General features: G+C 45.3%; 20 protein-coding genes. 3 read left to right on the forward strand and 17 right to left on the reverse strand.

Annotated elements, in window-relative coordinates:
* Positions 1 to 45 precede the first annotated feature (45 nt).
* From NE638_RS06985 to NE638_RS06995, 3 genes are read right to left on the reverse strand one after another with little or no spacing between them, the layout of a single operon-like run.
* A complete protein-coding gene (locus tag NE638_RS06985) occupies positions 46 to 1416 on the reverse strand; it encodes a stage II sporulation protein P (RefSeq protein ID WP_243113513.1) in 1371 nt (456 codons plus the stop codon).
* 23 nt (positions 1417 to 1439) lie between these two features.
* Positions 1440 to 2369, reverse strand: coding sequence for a GPR endopeptidase (gene gpr, locus NE638_RS06990; protein ID WP_015527438.1), 930 nt, complete (start codon positions 2367 to 2369; stop codon positions 1440 to 1442).
* Positions 2370 to 2373: 4 nt separating this feature from the next.
* Positions 2374 to 2592 (reverse strand): hypothetical protein, encoded by a 219-nt coding sequence (locus NE638_RS06995; protein ID WP_173745943.1) that lies wholly within the window; start codon positions 2590 to 2592, stop codon positions 2374 to 2376.
* A gap of 70 nt (positions 2593 to 2662) precedes the next feature.
* Between NE638_RS06995 and rpsT the strand changes: the two genes are divergently transcribed.
* Positions 2663 to 2926, forward strand: coding sequence for a 30S ribosomal protein S20 (rpsT, locus tag NE638_RS07000; RefSeq protein ID WP_022426951.1), 264 nt, complete (start codon positions 2663 to 2665; stop codon positions 2924 to 2926).
* Positions 2927 to 3040: 114 nt separating this feature from the next.
* The gene (locus NE638_RS07005; RefSeq protein ID WP_173740721.1) at positions 3041 to 3613 is read left to right on the forward strand and encodes a M48 family metallopeptidase; all 573 of its coding nucleotides are present in this window, start codon (positions 3041 to 3043) and stop codon (positions 3611 to 3613) included.
* A 3-nt stretch (positions 3614 to 3616) separates the two neighbouring features.
* Here NE638_RS07005 and holA read toward each other — a convergent pair whose 3' ends face one another.
* Positions 3617 to 4612, reverse strand: coding sequence for a DNA polymerase III subunit delta (holA, locus tag NE638_RS07010; RefSeq protein ID WP_022426949.1), 996 nt, complete (start codon positions 4610 to 4612; stop codon positions 3617 to 3619).
* 171 nt (positions 4613 to 4783) lie between these two features.
* Here holA and NE638_RS07015 point away from each other — a divergent pair, with 171 nt between their 5' ends.
* Positions 4784 to 5191 (forward strand): DUF6465 family protein, encoded by a 408-nt coding sequence (locus NE638_RS07015; protein WP_015527442.1) that lies wholly within the window; start codon positions 4784 to 4786, stop codon positions 5189 to 5191.
* A gap of 125 nt (positions 5192 to 5316) precedes the next feature.
* Here NE638_RS07015 and glpK read toward each other — a convergent pair whose 3' ends face one another.
* The 13 genes from glpK to NE638_RS07080 form a co-directional block, all read right to left on the reverse strand.
* Positions 5317 to 6816, reverse strand: a complete 1500-nt coding sequence (gene glpK / locus NE638_RS07020) for a glycerol kinase GlpK (RefSeq protein WP_022426947.1) — start codon at positions 6814 to 6816, stop codon at positions 5317 to 5319.
* Between the two features lie 51 nt (positions 6817 to 6867).
* Complete coding sequence (locus NE638_RS07025) at positions 6868 to 7443, reverse strand: glycerol-3-phosphate responsive antiterminator (RefSeq protein WP_015527444.1); 576 nt, start codon at positions 7441 to 7443, stop codon at positions 6868 to 6870.
* A gap of 213 nt (positions 7444 to 7656) precedes the next feature.
* The gene (locus NE638_RS07030; RefSeq protein ID WP_015527445.1) at positions 7657 to 8775 is read right to left on the reverse strand and encodes an Ldh family oxidoreductase; all 1119 of its coding nucleotides are present in this window, start codon (positions 8773 to 8775) and stop codon (positions 7657 to 7659) included.
* A 141-nt stretch (positions 8776 to 8916) separates the two neighbouring features.
* Positions 8917 to 9648, reverse strand: a complete 732-nt coding sequence (locus tag NE638_RS07035; RefSeq protein ID WP_021976755.1) for a glycerophosphodiester phosphodiesterase — start codon at positions 9646 to 9648, stop codon at positions 8917 to 8919.
* Between the two features lie 298 nt (positions 9649 to 9946).
* On the reverse strand, positions 9947 to 10318 hold the full coding sequence (locus NE638_RS07040; RefSeq protein ID WP_173745944.1) for a DUF1667 domain-containing protein: 372 nt from the start codon (positions 10316 to 10318) through the stop codon (positions 9947 to 9949).
* A gap of 5 nt (positions 10319 to 10323) precedes the next feature.
* A complete protein-coding gene (locus NE638_RS07045) occupies positions 10324 to 11610 on the reverse strand; it encodes an NAD(P)/FAD-dependent oxidoreductase (RefSeq protein ID WP_119248200.1) in 1287 nt (428 codons plus the stop codon).
* 7 nt (positions 11611 to 11617) lie between these two features.
* Positions 11618 to 13075 (reverse strand): NAD(P)/FAD-dependent oxidoreductase, encoded by a 1458-nt coding sequence (locus NE638_RS07050; RefSeq protein ID WP_015527449.1) that lies wholly within the window; start codon positions 13073 to 13075, stop codon positions 11618 to 11620.
* Positions 13076 to 13549: 474 nt separating this feature from the next.
* Positions 13550 to 14266, reverse strand: coding sequence for an MgtC/SapB family protein (locus NE638_RS07055; protein WP_015527451.1), 717 nt, complete (start codon positions 14264 to 14266; stop codon positions 13550 to 13552).
* A 288-nt stretch (positions 14267 to 14554) separates the two neighbouring features.
* Positions 14555 to 15877 carry an ABC transporter substrate-binding protein gene (locus NE638_RS07060; RefSeq protein ID WP_173722516.1) on the reverse strand — a complete coding sequence of 441 codons (1323 nt, stop codon included), beginning with the start codon at positions 15875 to 15877 and terminating at the stop codon, positions 14555 to 14557.
* 89 nt (positions 15878 to 15966) lie between these two features.
* On the reverse strand, positions 15967 to 16785 hold the full coding sequence (locus NE638_RS07065; protein ID WP_021651865.1) for a carbohydrate ABC transporter permease: 819 nt from the start codon (positions 16783 to 16785) through the stop codon (positions 15967 to 15969).
* Positions 16785 to 17651, reverse strand: a complete 867-nt coding sequence (locus NE638_RS07070; RefSeq protein WP_022426943.1) for a carbohydrate ABC transporter permease — start codon at positions 17649 to 17651, stop codon at positions 16785 to 16787. The genes NE638_RS07065 and NE638_RS07070 overlap by 1 nt, the downstream gene beginning before the upstream one ends.
* 671 nt (positions 17652 to 18322) lie before the next feature.
* On the reverse strand, positions 18323 to 18787 hold the full coding sequence (locus NE638_RS07075; RefSeq protein WP_022426942.1) for a DUF1700 domain-containing protein: 465 nt from the start codon (positions 18785 to 18787) through the stop codon (positions 18323 to 18325).
* A 283-nt stretch (positions 18788 to 19070) separates the two neighbouring features.
* On the reverse strand, positions 19071 to 20306 hold the full coding sequence (locus NE638_RS07080; protein WP_118608689.1) for a galactokinase: 1236 nt from the start codon (positions 20304 to 20306) through the stop codon (positions 19071 to 19073).
* Positions 20307 to 20385 lie beyond the last annotated feature (79 nt).

Raw genomic sequence — 20385 nt, forward strand, 5'->3', positions numbered from 1 at the left:
TTCAGAACGCATATTTTTCCATACTGCTCTTTATCATATCATATTTCAGCCTTCTTTGTCACTGCCTTTCAGAACTCTGTTTAAGATATCTGCAAATGGTTCCATGGCATTTCGGACTTCCTCTACGGTATTTGTCTGTGCTCCGGCCTCCAGAAGCAGGGCCCGTGGCTTAAGATGCAGATTATAGCGAAGACCTGCCAGATAGATCCCCCGGTAAAGATCGGGGTAATACTGTGCCGCCTGATATTCCAGCTGAAAGGAAAATGCCAGATTCTCTTCTATGTAAGGATTGGGCAGATAACTCACTGCCCCCTGACTGACTGTATAGCTTAATCCATTATAAAAAAGCAGCTGAGCAGTAGGTTTTCCATTCACCTGCGTTACCAGATGACGCTCATCCGGCACACCATCTCTGTGAAGATCGATCACAACTTCAATGGTGGGATTTTCTTCCAGCACTTTTTCTATGGATGCCCTGGCATAATCATAAGCCTTGCTCCTGTCCAGTGTTCCTCCCATCATATCAAAGGCATCTGTTATATGAATGACCTGGTATCCATATGTTTTTTCCAGAAGTTCAGTAAGATGATCTCCCACTCCTACGATGGTGTCCTCAGTCTGTCCTTCTCTTGAATCTGCAAAAGCCTCCTGGGAATGGGTATGATAGATCAGGATCTGGGGTACCGATGAATCCTTTTTAACGGACAGATCCTCCTTCAGAAAACGGGGCGCACTGATCTGCTGCGCATTCGTTTCCGTATTGGAATCCAATATAAAAAACTGATTCATCACATAGTCAAAATCTGCCAGTTTCGCCTGAGACAAGTCAATCTGCGGATGTGGCAGTGCCACAGTCTCCTGTTCCTTCGCAGTATTTTCACCGGATCGGTTCTCCTCTGACGGAGGAGTCTCCGGTTCTGTGTCCCCCGGCTCCGTAGCTTCCTGTTCTGAACCTCCCGGCTCTGTAATTTCTGGCTCAGCAACTTCCTGTTCTGTATTTCCCTTAACAGTCTCCTTTTCATTTTTTTTGCCGGCAGAGGATTTTTTCCCTGCCATTTCTGCCTCTTCCGCTTCTTTCTTTTGAATTTCTTTTTTCTTTTGAAGCTCTTCTTTCTTCTGAAGGGCTTCTTTCTTTTCCACTTCTTCCGCCTCGGCCATCAGCAGCGTCTCCTGCTCTTTTCGGTTCTCTGCTTCCACTTCTTCACCCAGATGCTCTGCGTTTTTTTTCTGCAAAAGCATCTCTGTTTCCCGGTCTCTGCCATTTTCCTTCTGCAGAGCTTTCTTTTCCAGAAAGCAATACAGCGGCAGCTGTCTGTAGATCTCACCATGCCTGAAAAAATCTCCCGGAAGGACAGCCACCACACCCAGGAAGATCAGGCTCAAAACCACGCAGAAAGCCCTCTGGATATTCGTCACCAACGATCACCTCTTATGGTATTTTATGACCTGTCCTCTTCGATTAGACTATCGGAAAAAGCCAGATTCAGTCCCTCGGAAATGGTAAAGCTTAAATATCGTACCGTTTCATCCACATCCTTTGGTGTTACAAACATGGTGTAAAGCTTCGGTGAGATCATTTCTTCCAGAAACTCCTTCTGCTCATCTTCCTCCAGCGCCTCCAGAAGCTCTGCCATGGAATCATGGACAATGGTAGCCGCATCCACCACAGTCGGAACACCGATCCCGATCACACGGACCGAAAGATTTTCTTCATTCAGGCCTTCCCTGTGATTCCCCACGCCGGAGCCCGGACTAATCCCGGTATCCGTGATCTGGATCGTCCGGTTAAGTCTTGTCGTACTTCTGGCCGCCAGCGCATCTACGGCGATCACCAAATCCGGCTTTGTCTCAGAAACAACACCCCGAACAATTTCCAGAGTTTCCATTCCGGTCTGTGCCATCACACCCGGAACGATCCCGCTGATCTGATGCATTTTCATATGTTCATTGCTCTTCAGCCCATATTCCCGGATCACATGCCTTGTCATATGAAGATTGGAAACTGCACGGGGGCCAAGGGAATCCGCAGTGATCTCCTGATTTCCAAGGCCTACCACCAGGATCGACTGCTGCCGTCCAAGATCGATCAGCTCCCTTAAATGATGTGCCACCTCTTCCGAGATCTCTCTGTGATAATCCTCATCCGGAACGGAAAGATCCGGTGCCTCAATGGTAATATAGGTTCCCTGTGGTTTTCCCATGGTCCTGGCTCCGTTTTCCGTTGTGATCCGCACTACGGTAGTCCGAACATCCTTTTCCTCATCGTATCTTTCCCTGATCTCTACTCCACGTACTTCTACGTTTTCCGCCTGAAAGCGTTCCGTTGCTTCCAGTGCCAGGTCTGTTCTGATTCTGCTCCTTCCAGCCATACTCTCATCCTCTTTTTCTGTAAGATTGCAAAGACTTTTTCGCTGCTGCCTGCAGCTTTTCCGGTGTTTTCCCTTTTATTATTTCCCCTTTTTCCCATAAATATGTATCATTTCCCATTTTCCACACAGCATCTGGTATTTTTTGCATATTTTTTTGGAATTTTTGCGAAAAACATCTTGACATTCCTGTGCACGTATAATAATATATATAAGCATGTTTCATAGGAGCGCCCGTGTCTGTTCCTGTGAATGTAATTTAATATTATATTTTTAAGGAATCGGAGGTGTACGAATTGGCTAACATTAAATCCGCAAAGAAGAGAATCTTAGTTAACAGCACTAAGGCTGCAAGAAACAAAGCAATCCGTTCTGCAGTTAAGACTTCCATCAAGAAAGTTGAGACAGCAGTTGAGAATAAGGATAAGGCAGCTGCAGAGGTTGCTCTTAAGGACGCAATCTCCACAATCAGCAAAGCTACATCCAAGGGCGTTTATCACAAAAATAACTGCGCCAGAAAGATTTCCCGTCTTTCCAAAGCTGTCAACAGCATTGCGTAATAGACCACGGAATATTTTAGTTATAAGCTTATAAGTAAAAGGAAAGACAGTCGAACCGTCAGCGACTGTCTTTTTTGTATATAGATTTCTGCATTGACCAAAAGGAGTTTTTTTATGATATCCCATCCCTTTCCCTACCGCATTATCCGCAGCAGCCGGAAAACCCTGGCGATCCAGGTCAGCGTTTCCGGTCAGGTAACTGTCCGCGCTCCACACACAATGCCAGATTCCACCATCCATCGTTTTCTCTCACAGAAAGAAAGCTGGATCCTGAAGCACCTCTCCCACGCCGCCTCCAGGCCGGCACAGCCCCCGAAAGAAAACCCGCCTCTTTCGGAATTCCGCCGCAGTTATTATATGGAATCCGCCAGAAAAATATTCAAAAGAAAAACCGCAGCCTACGCCAGAAAAATGGGCGTAACCTACGGCCGTATCACGATCCGGGAACAAAAAACCCGCTGGGGAAGCTGCACCAGCGAAGGAAACCTGAACTTCAACTGGCGGCTGATCTTCGCCCCGGAAAAAGTCCTGGATTATGTTGTAGTACACGAACTTTCCCACAGAAAAGAAATGAATCATTCCCCTGCCTTTTATGCAGTGGTGGCATCTGTGATGCCGGAGTATAAAGCCTGCGAAAAATGGCTCAGGGACAACGGAGCGACCCTGTGGCAGAACCCGTCTCCGTAAAACTCAGGCTCTCACTGCTCTCGCCGAGCTGTACTTCACGATCAGAAGCTCCACGCTGAGCACATCTCCAAGTGTACCTGTCTTTACCGCCTCTTCCGCATCCACAAAATCCCGCACAGCATTCTCCAGCTCTTCCACAGTGTAGGATCTGGCACAGGATGCCAGATTCCGCACAACAAAAGAGGGTACTCCCAGTTTGGAAGCGATCTCGGTTTGAGAAAGACCCTCCTGTGACATTTTCTTGGTCAGGCAGATCTGACGAAACTGTTTCGCCAAAAGAAACAATATCCGCATCGGCGGTTCCCGAAGAGTCAGAAGGTCATAGTACAGATCCAGGGCCCGCTTCTGGTTCTTCTCCGTCACCGCACGCACCATATCAAAGATCTTATTGGTTGTCTGTGTGGTACAGACAGCCTGAATATCTGCAGCCGTCACAACATCTCTTCCGACCGTATAGGAGATCAGCTTTTCCAGCTCCATCCTTATATTTCCCATATCTGTTCCCGTCATGGTCAGCAGAAGCTCCACATCTCTCTGGGTGATCCTGCGGCCATTTTTTCCAAGGATCCCTGCCGCCCACCGCATAAGAGTCTTTTCATCCTGCTGTTTAAATTCCCCGATGCTGCCGCAGGCTTTTACCGCCTTGTACATACGGCTTCTTTTATCTACTTCAGACTCGCAGAACACCAGATACAGATAATCAGGCAGCGCTTTCATATAATCTGCCAGTTCCTCACATTTGTTCTTAAAGAATCCCGTATCCTCAAGAAGGACTACTCTTCGCTCTGCAAAAAAGGGCATGGTATCACAAAGACTCAAAAGCTCCCGGACATCGATCCCCTTCCCCTCATATCTGGTAAAATTCATGGTATCATCGTCCGGGTTCAGAGCCTTCACCAGATTTCTTTTATATTGCTGTTTCAGATAGGCTTCCTCACCGTAAAGGAGATATGCCTGCTTAAATTTTCCTGTTTTAATATCTTCCTGAATATTCTTCAATCTCTGTACCCCTGTCTGATTTTCTCTGTAATCCAGTTTATACGACAACTGCCGGAAATGCAACACCCAAGCAAAAATTTGACTTTCCACCAGATTCATGATACTGTAAACAGGTACATATTCCGGCAGATCCGTTCTGTCAACGAAATATGCGGAAGGGAGTGTTCCATTATGGAAAAAAGAAGAAACAGCAGAACAAGCAACCTGAAGAGCGCAACCACCAAGGCCAAAGCTACCGTGAAATCAACTGTAGAAAAGATTGAAAAAACACCTGCAGCTGAAAAAACCGTTAAAGCAGTCAAAAAGGCAACAGAGACTGTAGCAGCCAAGGCACCAGAAGTAGTAGAAGAAGTTAAGAACACTGTAAAAAATCATAAGATCAGCGGCATCACACTTGAAATTTTTGAGACATCCATCACAGTTGCCGACCTTGAGGCAGCTGTTAAGAAAGATGCAGAAGCAAAGGGCCTGAAAGGCAAAGAGCTCCACATCTATGTAAATGCAGAAGAAAGAGCAGCTTACTACACTGCTGACGGAGAGGGTTCCGACGATTACAGGATCGATCTGACCACTCTGTAAGCTCCGGCGGATCTGTTCCGCGATCGCTTATATGCCGGTCTGTCTGTGACATTCCGGAAACGCAAAAAAGCCATGCACAGGACATTTTCATCCGGTCCCGCTGCATGACTTTTCTTTTTTATCTTTTACTGGATCTTTTTGATCCAGTCTCTGGAGCAGCCTACTGCAGCTCTCCAGCCTTTTACCATGGCATTTCGCTTCTCGTCATCGATCTCCGTGCGGAAAATACGTTCCACATCACGACTTTCCAGTACTGCCTCCTTGCTTTCCCAGAATCCCACAGCAAGACCTGCCAGATATGCGGCACCAAGAGCAGTTGTCTCAATACATTCCGGACGTTCTACAGCCACATTACTGATATTGGCCTGGATCTGCAGGAGAAGATTATTTGCACTTGCTCCGCCGTCTACACGAAGAACTGCAAGGTCACTTCCTGCATCTTCCTTCATAACCTCCAGCACATCATTGACCTGATATGCAAGGGATTCCAAAGTCGCACGCACAATATGATACTTATTTACACCACGGGTCAATCCCACGATCGTGCCACGGGCATACTGATCCCAGTAAGGAGCTCCAAGTCCTGTAAATGCAGGCACGACGTAGCAGCCGTTTGCATCCGGTACCTTTCCCGCAAAATACTCGGTATCCGATGCGGAATCCACCAGATGAAGCTCATCACGAAGCCACTGGATCGCAGCACCAGCCACAAATACGGATCCCTCCAGAACATAAGTGATCTCTCCGTTAAGTCCCCATCCGATGGTTGTAACCAGCCCGTTATTGGAAAATACCGGTTTATCTCCTGCATTCATCAGAAGAAAGCCACCGGTTCCGTATGTATTCTTGGTTTCACCTTTCTCAAAGCAAGCCTGTCCGAACAGCGCCGCCTGCTGGTCCCCGGCAGCACCGGCTACCGGGATCCTTCCACCGAAAAAGGACGGATCTGTCTCACCATAAATCTCACTGGACTCTTTTACCTGCGGGAGCATGCATTTCGGAATATCAAGCTCCTCCAGGATCTCATCATCCCACTCCAGTGTATTGATATTGAACATCATCGTTCTGGATGCATTGGAATAATCTGTTACATGAACAGCTCCCTTGGTCAGCTTCCAGATCAGCCAGGTCTCCACGGTACCAAACAGAAGCTCTCCCTTCTCTGCTCTTTCGCGGGCACCCTCCACATTATCCAGGATCCATTTTACCTTGGTGGCAGAAAAATACGCATCAATAACAAGTCCTGTTTTCTGACGGAATTTTTCTTCCAGTCCCTTTGCTTTCAGACTGTCGCAGTATTCTGAAGTTCTTCTGCACTGCCATACGATGGCATGATAAACCGGCTGTCCCGTATTCTTATCCCAGACAATAGTGGTCTCTCTCTGATTGGTGATACCGATCGCTGCAATATCCTCTGCCGTTGCCTCAATCTGGTTCATAGCCTCTCTGGCAACAGAAAGCTGTGTGGACCAGATCTCACCTGCATCATGCTCTACCCATCCCGGTTTCGGAAAATGCTGGATAAACTCCTTCTGCGCCACACTGCGGATCCTTCCGCTTTCATCAAAAAGAATACAGCGGTTACTGGTCGTTCCGGAATCCAGCGCCATAACATATTTTGCCATATAAAAATCCTCCAATACATTTCTTGGCTGCGGTTCAATGCCTCTGCAGCCTCATAATTCCCATACCTTCTGATTTGTAGTGGAAACCGCTGCTGCCCCCGCACCCAGGGCTCCCATCACATCCTCCTTATCGGAGATCAAACCGCCTGCGATCACAGGCACCTTGCTTGTTTTACATATCTGTTTAAGAATCTTCGGCATCAGCCCCGGCAGAACCTCTACCACATCCGGCAGCTGCTCATGCTGATTTCCCAGATTCTCAATATTCTTGATCGCCATGGAATCAATAAGGAAAAAACGCAGAACTGTATACATTCCAAGCTTCTTCGCCCTGTTGATCATGGATGCTTTTGTTGAAATGATCCCATCTGCATGGATATTTTTACAAATATAATCCACAGAAACCTCTTTTGAGCTTAAACCTGTGATCAGGTCTATATGTGCCATCGCGATCTTCCCCGCCTGGTGGATCCGCTCCACAATTCCCCCAATAGAACGGATATCTCCATACAGGATAAAGATCACGGTAAGCTCCTCCCTGCCCAGACAGTTCTGAAGTCCCTGCTCATCCTTTACAGCCGCTATGATCGGGTTCGCCTCGATCGCGTCCAGAAATTCTTTGTTCATCTTCTCTCTTCCTCCGCAATGTTCACACAATATCATCCTATCTCCGCGCATTATTTGAAGATATTATTCTTATTGTATCAGTTTATTGCTTCAAAGACCAGACGCATTTGCCAAATATATCTGTTTTATTTCCGGCTGTATTACAATTCTCAGACAATCTTCTTCTCTGGTAAAAGAAGGGAAGCCCCTATGGACTTCCCTTCTGCAGATACATTATTTCTCAAACGGGAATTTGAACTGTGTAAGTCCGAATTCATCGCGAAGTCCGATAAACTCTTTCTGAACTGCCTCTGTCACCGGAACTCCCTTATCCTTACGATACATCCATACATCATATTCCTTCTCGCCTGCTGTGTAGATACGTTCCTGTCCAGGAGCCTTCTCGGAGCCTCTCAGGTCTCTCAGGATATCACCGCATGTTTTCTTGAATGCCTCTGCACCCATAAATGCCTCTGTGTCGATAGCAATAAAGAAATGTCCAAGATGATATGGACGGATCTTTCCTTCCTCATCCTTACCATCCAGAGCTTTCAGGAAGAGACCGGACTGAAGAGCAGCGGAAAGGATCTCAACAACAGTAGAGTATCCGTATCCCTTATATCCTCCGGTTGTCTCACCAAATCCACCGAGAGGAGCAAGTGCTGCCTGCTGGCTTCTGATCTTCTTAAGGATCTCTGCACTATCTGTAAGCTCCTCTCCTTCTCTGGAAATAACAAGACCCTTAGGAGTATCATGGTTGATACGTGCGTAGTATTCGATCTTGCCATTCTGGATAACAGATGTTGCACAGTCCAGTGTAAACGGGAACGGCTCATCTGTAGGCATACTAAATGTCAGTGGGTTGGTTCCAAGCATATTCTCAACACCAAATGTCGGTGCAACGGATGGTCTTGCGTTGGTACCACTGATACCGATCATATTCTCTTTTGCAGCGAGACCTGTCCAATATCCTGCGATTCCATAATGGGAAGAGTTACGGACTGCAACCATACCCATGCCGTATTTATGTGCTTTTTCAATACACATGTCCATAGCCTTCTTGCTGGCTACCATTCCCATACCATCGTTGGCATCGAGAACTGCAGTTGTTGGTGTCTCTTTAAGGATATCGATCTTTGTTACTGGATTTAAGATTCCGGATTTGATACGGTCGATATAGATCGGTTTAAAGCGGTTACAGCCATGGCTCTCGATTCCACGTCTGTCACTCTCCAGAAGTACATCAGCGCAAAGTCTTGCATCCTCCGTCGGAACTCCCATTTTCTCAAATACTGCAGTCATAAAATCATCTGCAAGCTGCCAGGAAATAAAAGGTCTTGTTTCTTTCTCCATTGTAAAAATCCTCCATATACATTATTATAGTTTTTTTATTTTGCTTATATAGATCTGCAGCAGGACCCCCTCCTGCCGGAGATTTCAAATTTATCCTGCCTCCTGTATGTACCTTACAGAAAGCGTCTTTGCATTACAGTTTCAATCCTCGTCTGCCACTGCTCTTCCTCTGTCCGGATAATTGGTGATGATGGAGTTTACTCCCCATTTCTTCATCCTTCTCATATCCTCTTCCTCGTTTACAGTCCAGACATTCACCCCGATCCCGTTCTGGGAACAGCTGCGTACATGTTCTTCCTTCAGGTATTCCAGATTCGGATGATAATACTGCACATCACAGGTTCTTGCATAAACCCCTGCATTATCCACGTATTTCTCTACCAGAAAACCTCCTGCAATAGTCTCATCACTCTGTCTGCACAATACAATGGATGCGTTATTGAAAGAGGAAAGAATGATCCGATCCTCCAGACCATATTCGCAGATCATATCAATGACCTTCTCTTCCATACCACCATAATAATAAACACTGTTCTTCAGCTCGATGTTTGTGATCAGATCTTCCTCCTCTGCCATCCACTCCAAATACTCTCTCAGAGTCGGAATCTGAAGTCTGCCGAATTTTCCGGCAAACTTATCCGGATAACTGCAATCCAGTTTACACAGCTCAGCATATGTAAGATCATAGATATACCCGTTTCCATCTGTGGTACGATCAACCTTCTCATCGTGCATGATCACCGGAACCAGATCCTTGGTCAGCTGCACATCAAGCTCGATCCCCTCGCAACCAGCCTCCACAGCCTTCTGAAACGCCAGCATTGTATTCTCCGGATATTCTCCGCTGAAACCACGATGTCCAAATACTTTCATTCTAATCATCCTCCATTCAATGCATTACATCGTTGTGAGCATTTTTGCTAATTCATATTTCTGATTATATCATAGCGTTTATTTATTTTCAACATTTTTTGTCTGTTTTTTTACGTTTTTTTGTTGCTTTTTAATTAATTATTCTTTTTCTTCTTATTATTTTTTGTGTATTTTGCATATTTTATTTCATGGCAAACAAAGCGATAAAACCGCCTTTTCAGGTTTATTTTATTCGCTTTGTCTGCCGGAGGGCTGACATATTATAAGCATACAGATCGCCATATATATCCTTTGCAGATCACTGTATGATCTGCTTCACATTTCCTGTAGCCACGATATCCACACCTGTACCTGCTGCATTCTCCAGGATCACGTCCCCAATCTGAACCGGCGCTTCCACACATACATCCCGCAGCGCTTCCACACAGTCAAAAATCTTTCCTTTCGGAATATCCTGTGCTGTCTTTACTGACACCACCGGCATGCTTCCATTCTTCACACGAACGGTCGTTGTCACGATCCTGGTCGGATCTGTCACTTCCTTCACTGCATATTCCGCACCTTTTTTACAGGTATTTCCTGTGACGGAAATGATTTCTTTTCCATCCATTTCCACCAGAAGGGCGCATCCCATAGGACATCCGATACAAGTAAGATTCCTTTTTTCCATTTTCATCACTCCTCCACCTGGATCACAAGTTCATGTTTATCCTGTTTCTGTTTTCCTTCCAGAATGGAAAGAAGCTGCTCTTTTTTCAATTTGATCTGTTCCATCTCTCCGGGTGCTGCCACCTGTTTTTTTCTGGAAAAGATCCGTTCTCCATCCAGATATGCACGGATGTAACAATTTTTATATACATTTCCCACACGGAAGCGGACCAGCTGCTCCTCCGCCATGTGACCGATACGGATCTCAGACGGCACTGTATAGCGGACTCCGTTTTGGGGCGAAAGCGTGATCTTTATCTCTTCCGGTATTTTGTCCTCTCCATTGTTGTTTACATAGAGAGCCGCATTTCTTCCTGCATTGCCGGCTTCCTCCGAAACAAAATCCACCAGATCATGAACATGAAGAACATTTCCGCAGGCAAAAATACCTTCTACATTTGTCTCCAGACTTTCGTTTACCACCGGTCCGGAAGTCACATTGCTCAGCTTCACACCTGCCTGTCCGGAAAGCTCATTCTCCGGGATCAGACCAACAGAAAGAAGAAGCGTATCGCATTCAAAAAATTCCTCTGTACCGGGAATCGGGCGTCTGTTTTCATCTACCTCTGCAAGAGTGATTCCTTCCACGCGCTCTTTTCCTTTTATGTCAACCACTGTATGACTAAGCTTCAACGGGATTCCAAAGTCATCCAGGCACTGCACAATATTTCGCTTCAGGCCTCCGGAATATGGCATCAGCTCTGCCACTGCCTTAACCTCTGCGCCTTCCAGCGTCATACGTCTGGCCATGATCAGTCCGATATCACCGGATCCCAGGATCACTACTTTTTTTCCCGGCATAAATCCTTCCATGTTTACAAGGCGCTGTGCTGTTCCTGCTGAATAAATGCCTGCCGGTCGATATCCCGGAATGTTCAGTGCACCTCGCGGTCTCTCTCTGCAGCCCATGGCAAGGATCACAGCTTTTGCCTGGATCTGATACATTCCCTCCTGGCGGCTCATGGCAGTGATCACCTTATCCTGGCTGATATCCATGACCATGGTGTTCAGCCGGTACTCGATCTGCCGCTCTTTTACCATCCGGATAAAACGTGCCGCATATTCCGGTCCTGTCAGCTCCTCCTGAAATGTATGAAGGCCAAATCCATTATGGATACACTGATTCAGGATCCCGCCCAGTTCCTTATCACGTTCCAGGATCAGGATACTCTCTGCTCCCTCTTTCTTTGCAGCCAGGGCTGCTGCCAGTCCTGCAGGGCCTCCGCCTATGATCACGATATCTCTCTTCACCATAATCTTATCATTCATGGTTCTCGCCCTCCTCTGCAATTTTCTTGTTGATTCCTTCGATCAGTCTGGAAGCTCCGCCTGTTTTTGTGATCTCCTCCATGGAAATGCCAAGCTCTCGGCTGAGGATTTCCATTGTTCTGGGAGAGCAGAAGCCTGACTGACATCTTCCCATTCCTGCTCTTGTACGACGTTTTACTCCGTCCAGGGATTTCGCTCCAAGCGGTCTTCGGATCGCATCCAGGATCTCTCCCTCAGAGATCATCTCACATCTGCAGATGATATTTCCATATTCCGGTGATCTTTTGATCAGCTCATTTCTTTCTTCCAGAGAAAGCTCTGACGGATCCAGGATCCCTTTTCTCACCGGATCAAAATCCGGATTTACTTCCGGATGTAATTTTTCTTTTACGATGTCAGCAACCATACAGCCAATGGCCGGTGAGCTGGTAAGTCCCGGGGATGCGATTCCTGCACAATCGATAAATCCGGGAGCATCCTCCACCTCTTCGATCACAAAATCCATACCGTCCTCGATAGCTCGAAGCCCTGCAAAGCTTGTGATCACCTTCCGCAGTGGAATATCCTTTACTGTTTTCCGGGATTTGGCACTTACTTCCTCCATCCCCTCTGATGTAGTCGCTGTTTCCTCCCGATCCTCCAGATCCGTAGCTGTAGGCCCGATCAGAAGATTACCGTGAACAGTCTGTGTTACCAGAACTCCTTTTCCGTTCTTATTTGGAAGTGCAAAGATCGTATGATTCACATGTGTTCCTGCACTTTTATCAAGAAGCATATACTCACCCTTACGAGGAGTGATATGCAGTTTTTTCTCACTTACCATATTATGAAAAACATCCGCATAGACACCGGCAGCATTGACGATACAGCCTGTCTCAAGATCACCCTTTGAGGTTTCCACAACAAAACCTTTTTCCTGTTTTCGGATGTTCTTTACTTCTGTGTCAAATTTAAATTCCACACCATTGTTATATGCATTCTCTGCCATTGCAATGTTCAGCTCAAAGGGACAGACAATTCCGGCTGTCGGTGCATACAGCGCTGCCAGCACCTGATCAGACAGATTCGGCTCCATGGCAAGTGCCTCTTCTCTGTCAAGGATCCTCAGTCCCTCTACTCCGTTTTTCAGTCCTCTTTCACGCAGCTTATGCAGCATGGCGATTCCATTCTCAGTCGTACAGACAGTCAGTGAACCAGTCTGTTTAAAAGGAAAATCCAGTTCCTTCGAAAGCTGTCCCATCATATTGCTGCCCTTCACATTCAGTTCCGCCATAAGGCTTCCCGGTTCTGCATCATAACCGGAATGAGCGATTCCGCTGTTTGCCTTGGAAGTTCCACAGCATACATCCTCTTCTCGCTCCAGAACGCAGATTTTCAGCCGATATCTTGAAAGCTCTCTCGCCGCTGCCGCTCCGGAAACTCCTGCTCCGATAATGATCACATCATACATAGATCTGTTTCTCCTTTCCTGTTTGCGGATCTTCTGAACTGTCCCCGGCTTTCTCTGCGCCGGAAACAGCAGAATATCCGTTGCAACACAAGCATTGCCGTCCGCAGGTATATATTCTGCGAGGAGTACTGCTTACGAACAGCAATCTTTCAAGTGAATATGCCATTATTTTTATGCCGTAACCCTTTGTAACCCTTGTAATCCTTGTAATCCTTTTGAAACATTAACATTTGCGCATAAAAATAGCCGGCATAAAAACACACTTATCCATGTGTCTTCATGCCGGTCTCTGTTCTCAATGGCATTCTCTGTATTCAGCAAGCTGAATCAGATTCCTTCTTCACTTTGTATTCATTGTATCAGACTATTCTTCATATTTCAAGTGCATTTTTCGTAAAATACATCGTTTTTTCTTTAACATGCTCTTAACTTTCTCAAAAACATGATAAGTTTCATTGTATTCCCGATTCCCGATCATATTTCCTCCACAGAAATAACTCCTTCCTGCTGTCTTACCTCACGAAATACAGTATGGCGTGCTTTCCATTTGGCAGCCTCCATTGTTGCCTGGATCACCACACTCTGTGTTTTGGATCTCTTTTTGATGATAACTACGTTGGAGATCAGGATGTCCTCTTCCCGGAGCTTCTTTATGACCATACTCATCTTGTCTTCATTTTCAAACTCCATATATACGTCATAGGTATTGGAATGCTCTTCCACATAAACCTCTATATATTTCGCATATTTGAACACCAGAATAAGCCCCAGCGTGGTAAAGATCGCACCGCTGTAAAAGCCGATTCCCACAGCAAGTCCGATACACGCAGAAGTCCAAAGACTGGCCGCTGTCGTAAGACCGGATACATGTCTCTGTCCGGTCACAATGATAGTTCCCACTCCAAGAAAACCAATCCCGCTGACAACCTGTGCGCCAAGTCGTGCAGTATCTCCGATTCCTGCCCCATTAGAATATACATGGATAAAATCGCCCGTCATCATAACCAAAGTTGCCCCCATACAGACGATCATATGTGTTTTTACACCTGCCACACGCTTCTTCATTCCACGATCAATACCGATCAGACATCCAAGAAACATCGCAAGAATCAGCCGAAACAGCGTCGATCCCATATTTAAAGTGTGCAAATAATCCGATATTGCATTACATGCTCCGAGAATTCCGCCCATAAATTTGCTCCTTTCCTGTTGTAACATTATTTTCTGCCGGTGATAACGCCAATAGCGCATCACTTCATTTTGCCTTGCACGAACGCCGCAGGCCACACTCACTCCATTCGAAAGCTGTCTAGTCAGCCGGACTCACTCCGTCCGTCTCACTACGCAGTTTTTCATATGATCCTATACCCCGGATATACATGATCTGTAGTCTCACAGCATGTAAAACAGCAGGGATACCGGCGCCCAGCGGCGGTATCCCTATCTGTTGCTCTATCTACTGATCAGAGGGCATTCTGATTATTTAATAGACTCGTTATAGTTCTCGATCGCTTTGTTTACAGAAGCTGCAAGCTGATCAACAGCGTCCTGAGTTGTAAGCTTGCCATCATATACCTGCGGCATGATCTCGTTGAATGTAAGACGGGCTTCTGTCTGTACACCTGAGAGAACACCTGCTGTATTGCAGTTTACAGGAGAATCCTTCAGCTGGTTGATAGCTGTCTCGAAGTTCGGGTTTTCTTTGAGGTAAGCCTTCATATCCTCTGTCTCATAAGCTTTCTCGTTGATCGCAAAGTATCCTGTACCCATGGACCATTTAGCCTGTACATCAGGAGTTGTGATGTACTCGATGAATTTCCATGCTGCATCTTCGTTAGCTTCGTTGCCTGTATCTGTAAGCCACAGGGATCCACCACCGATGATAACACCGCCTTCATCATTCTGCTCGATTCTCGGAAGATATCCTGTACCAACTTCGAACGGAGAAGAATCAACTGCATTTTTCAGGATAGCAGTAGACTCGATGATCATACCAACCTGTCCGGAGAAGAATGCTGTCTGAGTATCTGCTGTTGTTGTTCCGTAATCTTCGAAACATCCGGAATCATACAGCTTTTTCCACATATCAAATACTTTCAGGCCACCGCCGTTGGAATCAAAATCAACAGCTGTAACTGCCTCTTTACGTCCATTGTCATTGTTTCCGTATGTTACACCAAGTCCTGCAAGCTGCTGCTCAAAGAACCATCCGTAAATAGCCTGTGAATAACCAACCGGAGCTGCTCCGCTCTCTACGATCTTCTTGGCATCCTCAAGAACCTCATCATAAGTTGTCGGCGGAGTTTCAGGATCAAGTCCTGCTGCCTCAAATACGTCTTTGTTGTAATACAGCATAGGTGTGGATACGTTAAATGGCATTGAATACTGCTTGCCGTCTACGGTATAGTAACTGCTGATAACCCCCATAACAGAGCTCTTATCATAGCCTGTGCTTTCAAATTTGTCTTCTACAGGAATGACAGCACCACTGTCATACATGAACTTTGTTCCTACGTCATACATCTGGCAAACATCCGGAAGACCAGAGTCACTCTGCATAGCAGCTTTCAGTTTTGTGATGGTATCATCATAGGTTCCCTGATACTCAGCTTTAACCTCGATCTCATCCTGGGATGCGTTGAAATCATCCACGATCTGCTGAAGCACCTCACCGTTTGTGCCGCCCATTGCATGCCAGAATGTAAGTGTTGTTTTCTCAGCTGCACTTACTGAGCACGGAGCTGCCAGAGATGCAGCCATGATTCCTCCTAAAAGAATCGCCATCCATTTTTTGTTGTTCATATAGAAACCCTCCTTTTATAATGGTCCGACCCGCCCCAATACAAGTCGGACAAATTAACATTTTTGCTACTTGCTCTTATGTGATTGGATCAACCCTTAACAGCACCTGCTGTCAGACCACTGATCATCTGCTTCTGACCAATGATAAATACAAGGATCGACGGAATCAGGATAACCATAGCACCAGCCATAACCGGTCGGAAGTCTGTTGCCTCAGCCCCCTGAAGCATACCAAGACCGATCTGAACTGTTCTCATATTTACACTGTCAGTTACAAGCAGTGGCCACAGATAGTAATTCCAGCTCTGAAGGAATACATAGATGATCAGAGCACCCAGTGATGGTTTGATAAGCGGAACACCGATGGTATATAAGAATTTGAAATTTGTACATCCGTCAATCTCTGCCGCTTCATGGATCTCCTTCGGCAGTGTCAGGAATGCCTGGCGCATGTTGAATACTGCAAAAGCTGCTGCTGCATTAGGAAGGATCAGTGCTGCGTATGTATTACGGATACCCCAGTCAGCAATAGTCAGGTAGTTTGCGATGATGATCGCCTGGCTCGGGATCATCATGGTTGCCAGCATAATATAGAACAGGACCTTTTTGCCTTTGAACTCCATCATTGCAAAAGCATATGCTGCAAGAGCACCTGTGACAACCTGAGCAAATGTGATAACACCGGATACGATCAGTGAGTTCTTAATGAAGGTAAAGAACGGTGCAAGCTGAAATGCTCTTGTGTAGTTCTCGATAGTCAGATGGGATGGCCAGAACTTTCCGCCGTAGATCTCCTTCAGATCCATCATACTAACATTGAAACAGTAGATAACAGGAACAATAATAATAATTGCAAAAATAATATTCAGCGCATACATCGCCACTTTTACATATGGTTTTTCTTTCATCAGTAGGTCACCTTCTTTTCCAGTCTAAACTGCAGTGCAGTCAGGATGATCAAAATAACAAACAGAATTACGGATTCTGAACAGGCCACACCGAAACGGCTGTTGATAAATGCCTCCTGGTAAATCTCATACACGATAACGTTGGTACTCTCTGCCGGTCCGCCCTGGGTCATCATCTTGAACTCTGCGTATGCCTGTACGGAGTTGATGACATTGATGATGAGAAGGAAGAACAGTGTCGGAGAGATTGACGGAATCGTTACATGGCGGTGCTTCTGGAAGAAATTCGCTCCATCCAGGGCAACGCTCTCATAAAGCTCAGCCGGTACACTCTGGATCGCTGCAGTAAGGTAAATGAAATTCATACCGATCGCCATCCATACACTAACGATCGTAACTGCGATCAGTGCATATTTCTTATCTGTCAGCCATCCGATATGAGTTCCGAGCGCCCTGTTCAGGATACCCAGAGAGCTGTGGAAAATAAACATGAACACTACAGATGCCGCTGCTGCGGAAATAGCCATCGGAAGTGCATATACAGTACGGAAAAATCCCTTTGCCCTGATCTTCTCTGTACTGATGATCGCCAGTATAAAACCGAGCACAATAGAAAGGATAACTCGCATAACAGAGAATTTCAGTGTTGTCACCAAACTGTTAAGGAACGTTCCATCTGTAAAAATATTCGTATAGTTGTCAAGTCCTACATACTGTGCCACCTGACCAAGAGGTGTGGTTCTGGCAAAGCTCAGCTGGATCGTCTTAACGAACGGCCAGAATACAAACAGTATAAAAAGGATCATTACAGGAACCAGATAGAGATAAGGCTCCACTGTCCTGAAAAAAGATTTTTTACTTTTCATTGTATATCACCTGCTTTTCATAAATTTACGTACTACCGATCAGCTGCATCATCACGATATCTCTGTCCCCCTGACAGTGCTGATCATGTTGCTCATTACACATTCTGCTGAAAAACATTTCCGTTATATCTTCCAGCAATTACCCCAATACATTAAGCAAAACTCTCATTTACGTTCTGCTGTCAAAAATGCCCTCTCACTACCCTCCTTTGTATTTGCGCGTTTGTTATCTTTACCAACTTTTTACCAAATGATAACACATTTCTTGCATATAATCAACAGTTATTTCTCCATTTTTCAATATATCTTTATTTATTTTATACAATTATCATTTAATAACAATTATTTTTTTATCTATTTTATACAATTTACCGTACCTCAATAAGGCAATCCATTCTGATCACCTTCCATAAAAAACAGATAAAAAAATCGGCAGAAAATAACACATCCTTCGATGTATATCTTCTGCCGTTCTCTCTTCTCAATGGCATCATCTGTTTTTATACAAAACAGACACAATCTCAACTTGTTAATCCAGATTATACAGTAAAATCCACTATAAATCAAGACCAAACACGTATTTTTTATGCAAATCTTATAAATACTTTTTTCACAAGCAATCCATTTCATTACACGGAAATTGTCTTTAATTCACAGCTGTTGTGGAACAATTACACTTTTTTCTTCCTGTACCAGGATATTAAATACAAAACTATACCAAAAATTATCAAAAATGGAGCAACTGCCACCAAAACAGTTGTTAAAAGTATCACAATTAACGCTGCAATGGCGATCACGATTGCCTTCCCATACCATGTGCTCAGATCCAGTTTAAAGCTTCTTGCCTTTCCGGCACTGCTCTCCGTCCCATTATCCGCATAATCATCTGCACCGTAGCTCTCTTCAGAATAACCAGACTCATCATAAACAGCTGCACTGTCATCTGTATCGATCAAAGTCTTGGCGATCAGCCTGGGATCCCCCAGTTCTGCCAGAACATCTGATTCACTTCGACCGTTCCGGACCTGAGACTGAATGTAATCCTCATAATACCGCACATGAGCCGCAGCTCTCCCCTGGGTCATCTGTCCGGACAGCTGCCCCCGTAAAACCTCAAGAAACTCTCTTCTGCTCATAAATATGTCAAACCTTTCTTATGAAATATAATGAAAAAAACAAAACTCAAAACAACTCCAGAAACCTCACCTTGAAAACTTCTGCAAATTCTTTTTTATTACTCTCTTAAAATTTTTCTCATTATACCATAACCCATAAATTTAAATCAGAAACAAATCATAAAATTTTGATTAAAAAATAAAAAATCATAGTACAGCGCAAAGGGCGATTCATTTTCGGATGCCGCCAAAGCCGCATTCGGAAACGAATCGCCCTCCATGACGTTCGTTATGCCATCAAAAATCACTCAACATGAACAGCCCCTGTACTCCTGATATTCATCGGATAGACATTTTCCCTTCCAACATACTGAGCCATATAGTCCACATACGCATCTGCGTTCTCGATCGGAAGCACGCACATGATAACTCCTGCAAAACCACCACCATGAACTCTGCAGATACCAGCACCGATCTTATTCAGAAACAGCTTGGTAAGCGCCAGACTCAACGTGATCTTCTGCTCCTTGCAATTCTGCAGAGAATAACAGTTCTGCAGCCACTCCCAGGAAGAATTACCGGACTCCTCAAGAAGACGCAGGAATCCCTCACCGTCTTTATTCTCAACAGCCTTCACAGCATCTGCAACACGTCTGTTCTCTTCATAAAAATGCATCGCACGAAGAACAGCACGGTCATTCGGAATATCCTTCACATGTGCCAGAAGATTCTCCATATTGGACTCACAGAGAAGCTCTACGCCCATAGCCTTCGCAGCCTCACGCATCTCCATAGGAATAGAGGAATATTCCTCACTGAGATCTGCATGGCCCTTACCGGTATTTACGATCACAAGTCTGCAGCCCATATCCTCAAAGGAAAATGCGATCTTCTCACAGCTGATATTCTCTTTATCAGAGAAATCCAGAAGGATCGGGCCGCCGGCAGCACAAGCCATCTGGTCCATCAGACCGGAAGCCTTTTTCCAGTAAACATTCTCAGCATACTGACCTGCTCTCGCATACTCGCCATACTCCAGCTTACCTTCATTAAAGAAATAATTGGTGATCGCACATACAAGCATCTCAAAGGAAGCAGAAGAGCTTACACCTGCAGCGGCAATAACCTTGGTGGAAACATAAGCGTCAAATCCACCGGTAGCATAGCCTTTTTTCTGCATATACTCCATAATACCTGCAACAAGAGCATCTGTACCTTTTGTATAGGTTTCTGTGCTGAGCTTGTCAAGATCAACAACTACTTCCTGTTTGTAACCCTCACTGATCATATGGATCACATTGGTTCCGTTTGGATAAGCAGCACCGATGGTATCCAGATCGATACTTGCCGCAATGATCTGACCGCCGTTATGATCAACATGGTTGCCAATGATCTCCGTACGGCCCGGAGCAGTAAAAAACTCTGCCTTGTCATGATGATATTTCTTCTCGAAATTCACAGCAAGATTGGTATAACGGGCGCTGCTCTCCTCTGTTTCACCATAGATTTTTTTCAGCACGTCTGCTGCCGGAATTTTAATTGTTCCCATTTTTTCTTCCTCCTGTTATATAGTTTACACCCCAGATCCGGAAGAACCTGAAAAGATCTTCCGCTCTGTC

Source organism: Blautia sp. MSK.18.38 (genome assembly GCF_024460535.1).
GTDB lineage: Bacteria > Bacillota > Clostridia > Lachnospirales > Lachnospiraceae > Blautia_A > Blautia_A fusiformis.